A 13,970-nucleotide genomic window follows, 5' to 3' on the forward strand; every position below is an offset into this window, starting at 1 on the left:
ACCATACGAGTCCCTAAAATGGAGTTAAGTAACCCAATGAACTTACGTTTGTCTTTAATTACTGCCGCACTTTTACCGCTGCTTGGTGCACCAATTGCAGCTAACGCTGATGATAGCGACCTAGAAAGAATTGTTGTAACTGGCGATTTTCAGCGCGAAAGCATTCAAACTTTAAGCGCGAGTGCGAGCTTATTCAGCGAAGATGAAATTAATCAACGTGGTGCAAGTTACTTAGACGAAATGTTAGGCAGTACCGCCAATGTAAATTTTGCATCTGGTGCGTCGCGCGGTCGTTATATTCAAATTCGTGGCGTGGGACTTCGTTCACAATTTGTAGACCCTATTAATCCATCTGTAGGCTTAGTTATTGATGGTATTAACTATTCTGGCCTTGGTGGCAGTTCATTATTATTTGATATAGACCAAGTAGAAATTTATCGTGGGCCACAAGGTACACGCTTTGGCGCAGACGGTATGGCCGGTATGATCCAAATGGGTTCAGCTAAAGCCACAAGCGATCCAAGCTTAAAATTACAAGTAGGTGCTGGCACATACAACACCCGCGAAGCAGGCATTGCAGCAAGCACTGGCTTAACAGATGACACTAGCGCACGCGTTAGCTACTTTCGTAGAAAGTCAGACGGTTACGTAGATAACCTGTACTTAAATGACGAAACACAAAATCAAGACGAACAAGTAGCCCGTTTTAAATTAAACAGCCAGCTTACAAAGCATTTAAATACTGAGTTAAACCTGCACTATATTGATATAAACAACGGCTATGATGCGTTTACGCTTGATAACAGCCGCAATAGTGTTGCCGATGAACCAGGACAAGATAATCAACAAAGCTACGCTATAGGCGTTAATAATACTTACACGGGTTTTGACGCTTTTGATGTAAATTTAAACCTGTCGGCTATTGATACCGAGTTGCTTTATAGCTTTGACGAAGACTGGGTATGTAACGATACAAGTGAACCACAGTTATGTGCTGCTGGCTTACATCCAGATGGATACAGCTCAACTGATTTATACAGCCGCGATCGCGACGATCAGTCTGTAGATTTACAATTTAATTCTAAAACAGGTAACTGGGTTGCGGGTATTTATTACCAAAACCGTGATGTTGATTTAGAGCGCCAGTACACATGGTTAGCAAGCCCGTTCTCTTCAACTTACGAAACGAGTAACGTTGCAGTATATGGTCAAGTAGCGACTCCAATTGGCCCTAAAACAACATTAATTACAGGTTTACGTGTAGAGCAATACCAAGGCGACTACACCGATAGCAATGGCTTTATACAAGATACTGACGATGTAATGGTTGGCGGTAAAATAGCACTTGAATATCAAGTAATTGATCGCACTATGATCTACACCAGCATCACCCGTGGCTACAAAGCCGGTGGTATTAACTCAGAAGCACTGGCTAAAGCAAAAGATGAAGGCTTAAACCTAAGCGCTGATTTTTTCCAGCAACACACCAGTTTTGACCCTGAATATTTATGGAGCGGCGAATTTGGTGTTAAAGGTTCATCACTTGATGACAAATTTACACTTCGCTTAGCAGCATTTTACATGCACCGCGACGATATTCAGTTAAAAGCATGGCAAGTAGAAGGTCAGCAATTTACCGGTTATGTTGATAACGCAAGTTCTGGTAGCAACTACGGACTTGAAGTTGAAGGTAGTTACCAACTAACTGATAATCTATTTTTAACAGGTAGTGCTGGTTACTTAAACACTGAAATTGACGACTTTGTAACACAATCAGGCTTAAATCAAGACGGTCGCGAACAAGCACAGTCACCTAAATACCAGTATGCGTTTACTGCACGTTACAACTTTACTAACGCATTTTACGGCATGGTTGGTGTTGAAGGTAAGGACGATTACTACTTCTCAGACAGTCATAACTCACAAGCACCAAGCAGCAACTTAGTTAATTTAAGCTTTGGCTACGAAGCAGACATGTGGGCAGTTCGCGCATGGGCTCGTAACGTGTTTGATGAGACAGTCCCTACACGTGGCTTTGAGTTTGGTAACGATCCACAAGATGGTTACGCAACGCATACCTATACGCAACTCGGTGAGCCTCGTGTAGCAGGTGTTACGTTTACGCTTAATCTGTAAGGTATAACAGTTGGCTTTCAACTAAAAGCTTTCAGCAAGCAATAAAAAACACCGCGTTTAAATTAAACGCGGTGTTTTTATTTGTGGTTGAGGTTTTATACCTCACTTTTTATAAAGTTAAATTACATGAGCGCGAAATAAATTCGCACCTACAGGCTTAGCGTATGTTGTTGGGGTTGATGTTTATTGTAGGTGAGGTTTTATACCTCGCTTATTTATAAAGTTAAGTTACACGTGCGCGAAATAAATTCGCACCTACAAATATTACTTTAACGCGCCAGCAAGCTGCACGCCTACAGGCTAAGCATTACGCTCTTTGCACATCAAACGCAATTACGTCTTTAATTTTCTCTTTGTTTGTTGCGAGCATTACCAACCTATCAATCCCCATTGCAACACCAGCGCACTGTGGTAATCCATGCTCCAGCGCTTTAATTAAACGCGTATCCATTGGCACTTGCTTTAAACCATTTTCTGCGCGGTATGCATTATCTTCATTAAAACGTTTAGCTTGCTCGCTGGCATTTGTCAGTTCGTTGAAGCCATTCGCTAATTCCATATTTTTATAATAAAGCTCAAAGCGCCCTGCTACACGTGTATCGTGTTCACAAATTTGAGCTAGTGCCGCTTGAGAAGCTGGAAAGTGATAAACAAAACATGCCTTATCTTGTCCTATTGTGGGCTCCACTTTCATACAAAATAATAATTGCAGTAAGGTATCTTTATGCGTTTCATTTTGGGCTATATCAGCAAACCCCTGCTCACACGCTAGTTGCTTTAATTGCTCTATATTTGCGGTTAGCGGGTCAAGTCCGAGTGCTTGTTCAAACGCTTGCTGATAGGTAAGTCTAGTTGCAGGATCGACACCTAAAACAAGCTGCATAAGCTCATCCATTTCATCCATAAGTGCAAATTCATCAAAGCCTGGGCGATACCATTCCAGCATTGTAAATTCTGGATTATGATGGCTACCCGCTTCTTCATTTCTAAATGCTTTACAAAGCTGAAAAATAGCGCCTGAGCCTGCTGCTAACAAGCGTTTCATGGCAAACTCTGGAGATGTTTGTAAAAATAGAGGAAGCCCACCAGCATGCCCTGGACCTACAAATTTGGTATTAAAACTAGCTAAGTGCACATCGGTTACACTGGCAGCACTTAAGCTTGGCGTTTCTACTTCTAAAACATCACGTGCATAAAAAAATTCACGAATGCTACGTAATATCGCTGCGCGTTGCTTTAGTGTTTCAATGCTTGCGCTTGGGGCCCAAAGATCTGCTGACATATTTTCTCCAAAAAAAATCCCAGCGTAAGCTGGGATTTTATAAACAATGTTAAAGCTTACTTAACACGGCTTACGTATTCACCGTTACGAGTGTCTACTTTAATTACTTCGCCAATTTGTACGAATAATGGAACTCGTACTACAGCACCTGTGCTAAGCGTTGCTGGTTTACCACCAGTACCCGCTGTATCGCCTTTAAGGCCAGGATCTGTTTCAGTGATCTCAAGCTCAACAAAGTTAGGTGGTGTAACAGCAATAGGGCTGCCGTTCCATAATGTAATTGTGCATAAATCATTTTCAACTAACCATTTTACTGCATCGCCTAGTGCTTTTTCGTCAGCAGCAATTTGCTCAAATGTTTCGTTGTTCATGAAATGCCAAAATTCGCCGTCTGTGTATAGATACGCTAAATCAGTATCCATTACATCAGCACCTTCAACTGATTCACCCGATTTAAAGGTTTTTTCAAGCACCTTACCAGAGATAAGTTTACGGATACGAACACGGTTAAACGCCTGGCCTTTACCAGGTTTTACCATTTCATTTTCTAAGATACTGCAAGGCTCGCCGTCCATCATAATTTTTAGGCCGCCCTTGAACTCGTTGGTGCTATAATTCGCCATCGTTTCCTCTATTTATATTTTTTCGAGTAATCTACATGCCAATGATACAAAGAAATGAAGCAAATTTGCATAAAAACTGGCAAAAAGAATTAGCAAATGTAGTTACCTGCCCAAAAACCTTGCTTGAAATGGTCGGTTTATCGAGCCAAGTCCATGAAAACGACCTAAAAGCCCGTAGTTTATTTCCGGTACGCGTGCCTATCCCTTTTATAAAAAAAATACGCAAAGGCGATCCAAACGATCCTCTTTTGCTACAAGTTATGCCACGCCATCAAGAATTTTTGACTAAATCGGGTTTTAATAAAGATCCCCTACTTGAGCAAGATAACGACCAACCAGGCCTTTTACATAAGTATAAATCGCGTGTTTTAGTGATGTTTAAAACCGGCTGTGCTGTAAATTGCCGTTACTGCTTTAGAAGGCATTTTCCGTATCAAGAAAACCAACTTAATAAAAAAAGCCTGCTTGAAACACTAAGCTACATAAAATCTGATGCCAATATAAACGAAGTGATTTTAAGTGGTGGCGATCCGCTGATGGCCAAAGACGATGCAATAAGTTGGTTTTTAGATGAGCTTGAGCAATTACCACAAATTAAACGAATGCGAATTCATAGCCGTTTACCAGTAGTTATACCGACGCGAGTTACCGATGAGTTATGTGAGCGATTAGCAAAATCGCCATTAAAAATTATTTTTATTAATCACATAAACCACGCCAATGAAATAGACGCTGATTTTAAAGCAGCTATGCAAAAGCTTAAACAAGCAAACGTAACGCTTTTAAACCAAGCTGTAATTTTAAAAGATGTGAACGATACGCTCGATGCGCAAATAAATTTAAGCGAAGCGTTATTTGACGCAGACGTATTACCGTATTATTTGTATTTGCTCGATAAAGTTGAAGGGGCCAGCCACTTTGATATTAACGAAGAAGACGCTATAAAAATAATGGCAGAGCTATTAAAAGCCCTGCCTGGATTTTTAGTGCCTAAATTAGTTAGAGAAATAGGTGGTCAAAAAAGTAAAACACCTATCGATCTTAAGTTAGGGCGTGTTAACCTTTGATGGTTGAATTTGCAGCAGTATGTTTGGCTTTTAGGCAAGGCTGAGCCTGTGTAGTGTGGTTATTCCCCATAAATAGGCGATAACGCAGCATAAATGCCAAACATGCGCTGCCCTTCGGGTTCTTCCTAGGGGCGATGAACTCTTTGTTACTCGGTTTTTACTTAGCCCACTAGGTTACAAAGCTCGCGCCGCGATTTAATCGCCCCTAGATTGAACAAATTTCAATCCGCAAAGATCAACACGCCCTAGTTTAAACATATATATTTACGTTGTTACCCAATGATGCAGTTACCGACTTAGCCGGTGTTTGTGCACTTGACGATTGTGCAGCACCTTCAATAAGTGCAAGTGCTGCTGCGCCATCTGCTAGTTGCTGCTTTTTAGATAAAGCAGCGCTATAAAGCTCACTGCCTTGGCCTGAGCCAGAAACAGCGGGTAAACTTGTGCCTGATATATTCATATAACAAACCTGACTTTTAAATGTAATCCAAGTATTATGTCGGCCATGCAGTACAAAGCTTTAGGAAAACCATGGATTCAATTATTGAACAACTCAATACTAATTTAAAAATTGTTTATCGTCAGGCGCTTGATGCCGACAAAAAACTCGATGAACTACAACAGCAAGGCCATGGCAAATTTAAAGCCTTATTTGCACAAGATGCTGGTTTTAGCTTTGAAGCTAAACGCTTTAAGCCGTATGTTCTTGACGTAGCCGCTGACGTTGAAAGCTTATCTAACGATGGTTTTGATGAAGAAAAACTTAAAACAACCGTTATTAAGTTACAACAAATACTCACGCTGTTAGCTACTTTTAAGTAAAGATTAAAAAGCAAAAATGCCGCTATTTAGCGGCATTTTTATTTTAAGTTAATCTAAACTTGGTAATATTTGCTCACCAAACCACTCTGTTAATAAGCGTTTTTCGTAATATAGTGATTCGTCGCGGCCCATTTTAATTTTATCCATAAAGCCCATATCTTTGAGCTCCACATCAGTATCTTTACTAAGCACTGTACCGTCGTTATCGGTTAACGAATAATTAAGCTTAATGCGTGGAAAGTATATTGGTTTTACTACACGAATTTCCTCCATACCACCATAACGCACATCTCCCGCTAAATCTAAATCAGTAAACTCTACGTTTAACTTATAATCTTTTGGTAGTTGCTCAGCTAATTTAGACATATGTTTTTCAAAACTTGCCGCAATACTTTTGTGATACGAGCCCTTAGCTTGGTTAGACGCTCGCACATCACGATAATCATTAAAGTCATTCCATTTAACAACAGACTCACCAGCATGGGCAAGCGCAGGTAATGCGATACACATTGTTGTTGCTATTTTTTTAACTAAATTCATATCTTTCTCCAAAGAGGTAACCAATCACAAAAGTGTGGATTGGAGTAAACCTAGCATTAGCTATTACTAAAGCTATTTTAGCACTTGTTTATTAACTATAACTTAATCTTACGAATCAAGTGTTACTTGTTTTGCACAAAATGTAATCAAAAGTATTTAATGTGCTGATATCAAAAAAATACGATTAAAATCATATAAATTACAGATAAAACATGTAAATCACCTCTATTTATGGTGAAATTAACTTAATTGATAAAAGGTACCCACGGAGCTTTCATGACTATTTTAGTAACCGGTGGCGCAGGCTATATTGGCTCGCACACTGTTTTAGAACTTTTACAGCAAGGTAACGATGTTGTTGTTATTGATAACTTAAGTAACTCATCACAAGAATCACTTGCGCGCGTAAAAAATATAACAGGTAAAGAAGCCACTTTTTACCAGGGCGATATTCTCGATAAACCCTTTTTAGATTCTGTATTTGCAAAACACACGGTTGATAGTGTTATACATTTTGCGGGTTTAAAATCAGTAGGCGAGTCGGTTGCAAAGCCAGTTGAGTACTATCAAAACAACGTTCAAGGTACGCTTACACTTGTTGATGCGATGCGCGACGCAGGTGTATTTAAATTGGTATTTAGCTCGTCAGCCACGGTTTACGGCGACCCAGCAAGCTTACCAATCAAAGAAGATTTCCCTGTAGGCGGCACTACCAACCCATACGGTACGTCAAAGCTAATGGTTGAAATGATGCTACAAGATATCGCTAAATCAGATGAGCGCTTTGCGTTTGCTATTTTGCGTTACTTTAATCCAGTGGGTGCACATGAGTCGGGCTTAATTGGTGAAGATCCTAATGGTATTCCAAACAACCTTTTACCTTTTATCGCACAAGTTGCGGTAGGTAAATTAAAGCAACTCGCTGTATTTGGTGATGACTACGACACAGTTGATGGCACCGGTGTGCGCGACTATATACATGTTGTAGATTTAGCGATTGGTCATTTAAAAGCGCTTGATAAAATAGCCAGCAGTACGGGTGCATTAGTTTATAACCTAGGCACTGGTAATGGTTACTCTGTACTACAAATGGTTAATGCATTCATTAAAGCAAGCGATCAGGCTGTACCCTATCAGGTTTCACCTCGCCGCCCTGGTGATATTGCAGCGTGTTATGCAGCGCCAGAAAAAGCCCTTAAAGAGCTAGGTTGGGAAGCAGTGCGCGGTATTGATGAAATGATGCAAGATACCTGGCGCTGGCAGTCAAATAACCCTAACGGTTATAAGGGTTAAGTAAAAACGGCAAGTGAGAAAACATAGAAATTATGTAGTTTTGCTTATCTAAAGCGCAGCGTCCTCTTAGCCTCTTTGTGAATAAATCACTTAAAACCTTATTGCACAAAGAGAAGTAAAAGAGGAGAAAATGAGAAGACATAAAACAATAGTAATTATGTATTTTGGGTTCTCTAAAGCGCAGCGCCCTCTTAGCCTCTTTGTGAATAAATCACTTAAAATCTTATTGCACAAAGAGAAGTAAAAGAGGAGTAAATGAGAAGACATAAAACATAGTAATTATGTATTTTTACTTCTCTAAAGCGCAGCGACCTCTTAGCCTCTTTGTGAATAAATCACTTAAAACCTTATTGCACAAAGAGAAGTAAAAGAGGAATAAATGAGAAGAAACCAAAACCTAGAAATTACGAGCTTCGCTCGTCACGCCAGCAAGCTGCGCGTCTACAGGTAATTTAACTACAGCGTTAAGTTTTGGCTGTAAGCGTAGCGCTTACCACGCGAAAAGCGCAGCTTTTAATTACTTATATTTAAATACTTATACCCAATATTTAATAACGAGTATATTCGTTATGTCTGTGCCCACTGTCTTAGTAAGTTATGGTATACACCTGTTAATTGAATAATCTCTGGGCTATCTTCTACTTTGCTGCGCAAACTTTGAATCGACATATCTAAATCAAACAATAACCCGCGTTTTTCATCGCTGTTTACCATGCTTTGCAGCCAAAAAAATGAGGCTAATCTGCGCCCACTCGTTACAGGCATTACACGATGTAAACTCGTTGAAGGGTATAACACCATACTGCCTGCGGGCAGCTTTACACTGTGTGAGCCATAAGTGTCTTCAATAACAAGTTCACCGCCCTCATAGTCTTCAGGGTCATTAATAAATAACGTCATTGATACATCTGTACGAATTTTTACTGGCGTACCCGGCACTTGTCTAATTGCATTATCTACATGCACACCAAACGATTGCCCGCCTTGATAGCAATTAAATAACGGAGGAAAAATTTTTGCAGGAAGCGCTGCCGACATAAACAAATTACTACGCGCAAGTGCTGCCATAATAATATCGCCAAGCTCTTGGCATTCAGGACTATTTTCAGGTAGCTGTAAGTTATTTTTTGCTTTGGTTGATTGATGACCTGCGGTAATACTGCCATCGGCCCACTGTGCTTTAAGCAAAACCTCATGGCAATACGCCACTTCTTCTTTCGTTAATAGCTCTGGAATTTTAACTATCATGTGCGCCCTCTCACATTTTCATCAAATAATTAAGGGCAGGTAATAGGCCTGCCCTTATGCTTACTTTTATTTTTTAATTTCTTTTAAAATTAAAAAGAGTAGCTCGCTGTTAAACTAAACTTACGACCATCACCTGGTACAAAGTGTCCACCACCTAACTGATCAACGTAATCTTTATCACCTAGGTTTTCACCATTAAGCTGCAGGCTCAAATCTTTTGATATGTCATACGCAACCATCAGGTCAAAAATAGTATAACCTGGCGCACGAGAGCGTGTTGACGTAGTGCCGTTGTAACGCTCACCTACATACTGCGCACCTAAACCAAACGATAACTTATCCGACATATCGTACGTAGTCCAAACACTTGCGCTATTTTTAGGCGTACGCGCAAGCTCGTTACCAACTTGAGTTGCGTCGTCGCCTAATGCTTCTGTTACTTCGCTATCTTGGTAAGTGTATGAAGCAATTACAGTCCACTCTTTAGTAATTAGGCCCGTTGCTGAAAGCTCTAAACCTTGAACGCGCTGTTCACCACCAAGTATTTCGTCACTTGAGCTATCTGCAAATGGGTCATCAGTACGGGCATTGGTTTTTTCAGTACGGAAAAGTGCAGCATTAGTTTGCAGGCGGCCATCCATTAGGCTCCATTTAGTTCCTAATTCATAACTACGGCTTTCTTCTGCGTCTAAATCAGCTGCATTTGAACGCGTAGATACCGTTAGGCTTTCAGCCGATGGGTTAAATGAATTACCTGCGCCTAAATATACACTGCCATTTTCTGTAGGTTTATAAACTACAGCGGCATTCCAGCTAAATAAATCGTCACTTGTAGAAATTAAAGCGCTTGGGTCATTGTAATCGTTGTGATAATCCGTAGTGAAGCTATCAAAGCGAATTCCACCTGTAACTTCCCATTGCTTGTTAAGTGTCACTGTATCAAATGCATAAATAGCTTGGTTTTTAGCTTTAGCTTCAATGCTTGTACCATCACGGCCGTACACACCCGTAAATGCAATTGTTGCATCAGGGTTGTATAAGTCGTTACGTATTCCATCTTCAATTAGGTTATCAGGCGTAGTTGCAACAAAGTTATGGCGTGTAAACGTTTCGTTTGCAAGTTCAACACCCACTACTACGTCGTGAGTAAAGCCAGCAAATTCATAGTTACCAATTAAATCAACTTGAAGTGCAGCAAGTGAATTTTCAGTATCACGTGTTTTTTCATCTGCAAAGGTAATATCAGTGTCTGTTGTAACCGAGAAATAACGCGGTGCAGTTGTTACTGACTCACGCTTAACTTTACCTAAACGACCTTGCACACGTAACGTAGTATTTTGAGAAAAATCATACTCATAACGAGCTGTTGTTGAGTAAGCTTCAATATCTTCGTAATCACGGTAAATATTACCGTAAAAGTTATCAAAGTCGACAGGAGAAGGTGAGCGTGCACTATCTGCAAGTTCAGCTACTGGCGTATCACTGTAAACCCAAGGAATACCATAATCTGGTAAATTGTCTTGGCGTTGATACTCTAGGTTTAAATCAAAACGGCTGTTTGTACCAAGCCCTGTTGCAAATGCAAACGCAACAGCATTTGTTTCGTTTTCAACATGATCGCGACCTGCAACATCACCTTTATCAGTAAGAAGGTTAATACGTAGTGCGCTTGTGTCGTTTACTTGAATGTTAGTATCAAAACGACCACGGTAATCGTTTTCTGTACCTAAACGTAGCGAAACGTCGTTAAAGTTGTCTAACTTCGCCTTTTTACTTTCTAAATTAACACTACCACCTGTTGCGCCACGACCAGAAACTGCAGAGCCTGGGCCTTTTGCAACTTCAACGGCTTCAATGTTGTAAATATCACGTGTGTAACCTGCAACATCGCGAATACCATCAACAAAAATATCATTTGTTGCACTAAAACCACGAATCGACATGCTATCGCCAGTAGGTGAGCCACCCTCACCTGCTGCTAAAGAAATACCTGAAACATTACGCAAAGCATCACGTAGGCTATCTACGTTTCTGTCTTTCATTACCGCTTGGTTGATTACTGTTACCGTTTTAGCTGTATCGAGTAGCGGTTGAGTGTATTTATGCGAGGTTGATTTTTCTACAACATAACTAGACTCAGTTTTAGTTTCTGCTTTGGTTACCGATAGTTCTTGAACATCCTGTGCACTTGCCCAAGTTGAAAGCGTAGCTGTAACAACCGCTGCAATTGGCTTCACGTACGCATTTCCTTTATTCGATGGCTTACTCATGGTTACTCCGTAGTTTTTATTAAGCACTTAACTATTGTTAATTTAAGGTACATATTTAATTTCGGCGAAATCCTACCACTCAAACAAAGCAATGTAAACGATAACTGTTATCAATTGCATTGTTATGTGAATTCCTATATTGTATACACACTTAAAAATTAACAGTAATTACGTCCTTGTAATTGCTTGTCGTAACTTTCAGGATTGTTGTTAAGTAATGCGAAGCTTAATTAAACCAATTAGCGTAGTTATCGCGCTTTGTAGCACTATGGCAGTAAAAGCCGACACTGTTAGTGAGCTAGAACAACTCGTTAATAAATGGCTACAAATAGAAAATCAAAACACAGAATTAAATACTCATTGGCTTGAACAAAAAAGCAGTATGGAGCAAACCTTAACGCTTCTTAATGCCGAGCAGCAGCAACTTAGCGAGCTTAATCAGCGTAGAAAAAAAAGCACCAGTGAGCTTGCCCAAAAACGCGAACAGCTTGTAACTCAGCAATCAGAGCTTGAAAATGATCAACAGCAATTAAATGATCAACTAGCACGTATTTCTGGGCAATTACTTTCATTACAAGTGCAACTCCCCCCGCCACTTTTGAGTAGTTGGAAAAACGCCGGTGATTTAAGCGATTCAAAACTCAGTACAACTGACAGACTACAAACAGCACTAAAAATGCTGACTCTACTTAATGATTTTCAACAACGTATTTCTATTCACGAAATGGCTATTAAACACCCTGACGGGCAAGAAGTATGGGTTAAGCAGCTTTATTTAGGTGCAGCTCAAGCATGGTTTGTAAGCGAAGACTTAAGTTATGTAGGTATTGGTTTTCCAAGTGATTTAGGTTGGCAGTGGGAGTTTGATCCAAGCATTAATGCAGAACAAGTTGCACTGGGTATTGCTGTACAGCAAAAAAAGCGCGCTGCTGATTGGGTAACACTCCCTATATTAAGTTATGTAAATAAAAACCAGCAAGGGGCTAAATAATGGCGACTAACAGCATAATTAAAGTATTTAGCGCCACAGTTTTACTTTTTAGTGCAAACATATCTTTTGCAGCTAGCAGTGATGATGCTAAGCAAAGTATTTTAAGTGATATTAAAACAGCGCAGCGTACTCTAAATAAAACTCAAAATAGCATTTCAAAAGAGCAAGCAATCCTTGCAAAGCAAATTTTTACCAAGCAGCAATCGCTCAGTAAATTACGCGAACAAGCAGCCGTTAATCGCCGCCTAGCTGACGAAAACACATTAAGCCTTGATCAGTTACAAACCCGATTAGACACTTGGCAACAGCAGCAGCAATATCAATTAAACTTACTTAGCCGTTTTGTACGCCAAAATACCAGCAATAGTGCTAGCAGCAACGAGTCGGCTAATAGCCAAAACGAGTTATTAAGCCGTGTTGTATCGCTAATTAATAATCAAGAGCAGGCACTTTATCCACAGTTAAAAAAACAATCGGTTGTGCTAAGTAATGGCGAATTAAGCCAAGCTAATACCCTTCAAGTCGGGCCTGTTGCATGGTTTAGTACGCAAACACCTAAACTTATGGGTTTATTAAATTTAGATGATGAATCTAATGCATTAAAAGTAGCGTTAGTACAATCAACAAGTGACGATAACCCACTCGATAATACTTTAAAGCAAAACGGTGTAGGCTCTACATTACTTACTTTCGACCCTAGTTTAACGCACTTAGTAACTAGCCAAGCCCAACAAGAAAGTCCGCTTGAACACCTAGAAAAAGGCGGTTTATGGGCTATCCCTATTATTTTATTTGCCTGCTTTGCACTAACCATTGCGCTATTAAAAGCCGCACAACTACTGCGTTTAAGTAAAATTAAAATGCACTCTCAAATGCAATTACAGCAATTTTTTAAAGCTGAAAATAGCAGTGAATTTGCAGGCATGCAGCAGCAGCTATTTAACTTAACGCTGCAAAGCGAAAAAGGCCAAGTACGAGACGATCAATTATTTAATCAGTTAATTCATGATAAGCATAAACTCGATAACTTTATTGGCGCTATTGCCGTTACGGCTGCAGTAGCCCCACTACTTGGGTTATTAGGCACTGTTAGCGGCATGATCGAAACATTTAAAATGATGACTTTGTTTGGCTCAGGCGACCCAGAAGTTGTATCGGGCGGTATTGCACAAGCACTTATAACAACCGAATTGGGTTTAGTCGTTGCCATCCCTGCATTGGTATTAAATGCACTGTTATCGCGTAAAGCAAAAGCGTACTACAGCCAACTAGAAGGCTTTGCATTACAGCTAAGTCAACTAGAGAAAGGAGAAACCAATGTTTGAGAAAATCGTTAGTAACCCTATTTGCTGGTGTATTCTTTTACTCGCTTTATTTGTATACCAGCTGATTTTTCATGACTTACTGCACCTTAAACAATACCAAGCGCAGCGCAAAGGTTATTGGCAAGAAGTTAGCTCTATTTTAACTGCAGCGCTTCCGCTACTTGGTTTATTAGGCACCATTGTTGGTTTGCTTGATACATTTAAAGTAATGGCGCTGGGCCATAATGAGTTAATGAGTGACGCCATTGGTGACGCATTACTAACAACTCAATTGGGTCTTGTGTGCGCTATTCCTGCGTGGTTAATGCAAGCGTATTTAGCGTATTCACAGCGTAATCCTAAATTACATACGTTAAGTAAGCAGTTAGGGTAA

General features: G+C 40.1%; 13 protein-coding genes. 7 read left to right on the top strand and 6 right to left on the bottom strand.

All coding sequences use genetic code 11. From position 1 onward, the window contains the following. The first annotated feature begins 18 nt into the window (after nt 1–18). Nucleotides 19–2,136, top strand: a complete 2,118-nt coding sequence (locus tag H5117_RS04330; RefSeq protein ID WP_182736252.1) for a TonB-dependent receptor — start codon at nt 19–21, stop codon at nt 2,134–2,136. A 307-nt stretch (nt 2,137–2,443) separates the two neighbouring features. Here H5117_RS04330 and epmA read toward each other — a convergent pair whose 3' ends face one another. Together epmA and efp are read right to left on the bottom strand one after the other, a co-directional pair. Next, nucleotides 2,444–3,418: an elongation factor P--(R)-beta-lysine ligase gene (gene epmA / locus H5117_RS04335; RefSeq protein WP_182736253.1), complete on the bottom strand. Its 975-nt coding sequence runs from the start codon at nt 3,416–3,418 to the stop codon at nt 2,444–2,446. Between the two features lie 56 nt (nt 3,419–3,474). Next, nucleotides 3,475–4,041: an elongation factor P gene (gene efp, locus H5117_RS04340; RefSeq protein WP_024596699.1), complete on the bottom strand. Its 567-nt coding sequence runs from the start codon at nt 4,039–4,041 to the stop codon at nt 3,475–3,477. A gap of 41 nt (nt 4,042–4,082) precedes the next feature. Here efp and epmB point away from each other — a divergent pair, with 41 nt between their 5' ends. Then, nucleotides 4,083–5,108, top strand: a complete 1,026-nt coding sequence (gene epmB, locus H5117_RS04345; RefSeq protein ID WP_182736354.1) for an EF-P beta-lysylation protein EpmB — start codon at nt 4,083–4,085, stop codon at nt 5,106–5,108. Nucleotides 5,109–5,358: 250 nt separating this feature from the next. On the opposite strand, the gene H5117_RS04350 is transcribed toward epmB, so the two are convergent. Beyond that, entirely contained in the window at nt 5,359–5,568 is a 210-nt protein-coding gene (locus H5117_RS04350) for a hypothetical protein (RefSeq protein ID WP_002960797.1), read from the bottom strand. A gap of 71 nt (nt 5,569–5,639) precedes the next feature. Between H5117_RS04350 and H5117_RS04355 the strand changes: the two genes are divergently transcribed. After that, nucleotides 5,640–5,930 carry a hypothetical protein gene (locus H5117_RS04355; protein WP_002960798.1) on the top strand — a complete coding sequence of 97 codons (291 nt, stop codon included), beginning with the start codon at nt 5,640–5,642 and terminating at the stop codon, nt 5,928–5,930. Nucleotides 5,931–5,978: 48 nt separating this feature from the next. Here the strand turns inward: H5117_RS04355 and H5117_RS04360 are convergent, their stop codons facing one another. Further along, nucleotides 5,979–6,470 (bottom strand): DUF3016 domain-containing protein, encoded by a 492-nt coding sequence (locus H5117_RS04360; RefSeq protein WP_024606381.1) that lies wholly within the window; start codon nt 6,468–6,470, stop codon nt 5,979–5,981. A 276-nt stretch (nt 6,471–6,746) separates the two neighbouring features. Here H5117_RS04360 and galE point away from each other — a divergent pair, with 276 nt between their 5' ends. Further along, nucleotides 6,747–7,763, top strand: coding sequence for a UDP-glucose 4-epimerase GalE (galE, locus tag H5117_RS04365; protein WP_182694742.1), 1,017 nt, complete (start codon nt 6,747–6,749; stop codon nt 7,761–7,763). A 567-nt stretch (nt 7,764–8,330) separates the two neighbouring features. Here galE and H5117_RS04370 read toward each other — a convergent pair. After that, nucleotides 8,331–9,011: a Fe2+-dependent dioxygenase gene (locus H5117_RS04370; RefSeq protein ID WP_002960803.1), complete on the bottom strand. Its 681-nt coding sequence runs from the start codon at nt 9,009–9,011 to the stop codon at nt 8,331–8,333. An 89-nt stretch (nt 9,012–9,100) separates the two neighbouring features. Next, the gene (locus H5117_RS04375) at nt 9,101–11,281 is read right to left on the bottom strand and encodes a TonB-dependent siderophore receptor (RefSeq protein ID WP_154904275.1); all 2,181 of its coding nucleotides are present in this window, start codon (nt 11,279–11,281) and stop codon (nt 9,101–9,103) included. Nucleotides 11,282–11,498: 217 nt separating this feature from the next. Here H5117_RS04375 and H5117_RS04380 point away from each other — a divergent pair, with 217 nt between their 5' ends. From H5117_RS04380 to H5117_RS04390, 3 genes are read left to right on the top strand one after another with little or no spacing between them, the layout of a single operon-like run. After that, nucleotides 11,499–12,272 carry a DUF3450 family protein gene (locus tag H5117_RS04380; RefSeq protein ID WP_182693001.1) on the top strand — a complete coding sequence of 258 codons (774 nt, stop codon included), beginning with the start codon at nt 11,499–11,501 and terminating at the stop codon, nt 12,270–12,272. Beyond that, nucleotides 12,272–13,597, top strand: coding sequence for a MotA/TolQ/ExbB proton channel family protein (locus H5117_RS04385; protein ID WP_182736254.1), 1,326 nt, complete (start codon nt 12,272–12,274; stop codon nt 13,595–13,597). The genes H5117_RS04380 and H5117_RS04385 overlap by 1 nt, the downstream gene beginning before the upstream one ends. Further along, nucleotides 13,590–13,970 carry a MotA/TolQ/ExbB proton channel family protein gene (locus H5117_RS04390; RefSeq protein WP_002960812.1) on the top strand — a complete coding sequence of 127 codons (381 nt, stop codon included), beginning with the start codon at nt 13,590–13,592 and terminating at the stop codon, nt 13,968–13,970. The genes H5117_RS04385 and H5117_RS04390 overlap by 8 nt, the downstream gene beginning before the upstream one ends.

This window comes from Pseudoalteromonas sp. SG45-1 (assembly GCF_014164135.1).
Lineage (GTDB): Bacteria > Pseudomonadota > Gammaproteobacteria > Enterobacterales > Alteromonadaceae > Pseudoalteromonas > Pseudoalteromonas distincta.

Coding starts and splice junctions, on each gene's coding strand:
- H5117_RS04330 (WP_182736252.1), top strand. CDS start 19: ATGGAGTTAAGTAACCCAATGAACTTACGTTTGTCTTTAATTACTGCC.
- H5117_RS04350 (WP_002960797.1), bottom strand. CDS start 5,568: ATGAATATATCAGGCACAAGTTTACCCGCTGTTTCTGGCTCAGGCCAA.
- epmB (WP_182736354.1), top strand. CDS start 4,083: ATGATACAAAGAAATGAAGCAAATTTGCATAAAAACTGGCAAAAAGAA.
- H5117_RS04355 (WP_002960798.1), top strand. CDS start 5,640: ATGGATTCAATTATTGAACAACTCAATACTAATTTAAAAATTGTTTAT.
- epmA (WP_182736253.1), bottom strand. CDS start 3,418: ATGTCAGCAGATCTTTGGGCCCCAAGCGCAAGCATTGAAACACTAAAG.
- H5117_RS04370 (WP_002960803.1), bottom strand. CDS start 9,011: ATGATAGTTAAAATTCCAGAGCTATTAACGAAAGAAGAAGTGGCGTAT.
- H5117_RS04375 (WP_154904275.1), bottom strand. CDS start 11,281: ATGAGTAAGCCATCGAATAAAGGAAATGCGTACGTGAAGCCAATTGCA.
- H5117_RS04360 (WP_024606381.1), bottom strand. CDS start 6,470: ATGAATTTAGTTAAAAAAATAGCAACAACAATGTGTATCGCATTACCT.
- H5117_RS04385 (WP_182736254.1), top strand. CDS start 12,272: ATGGCGACTAACAGCATAATTAAAGTATTTAGCGCCACAGTTTTACTT.
- H5117_RS04390 (WP_002960812.1), top strand. CDS start 13,590: ATGTTTGAGAAAATCGTTAGTAACCCTATTTGCTGGTGTATTCTTTTA.
- H5117_RS04380 (WP_182693001.1), top strand. CDS start 11,499: ATGCGAAGCTTAATTAAACCAATTAGCGTAGTTATCGCGCTTTGTAGC.
- galE (WP_182694742.1), top strand. CDS start 6,747: ATGACTATTTTAGTAACCGGTGGCGCAGGCTATATTGGCTCGCACACT.
- efp (WP_024596699.1), bottom strand. CDS start 4,041: ATGGCGAATTATAGCACCAACGAGTTCAAGGGCGGCCTAAAAATTATG.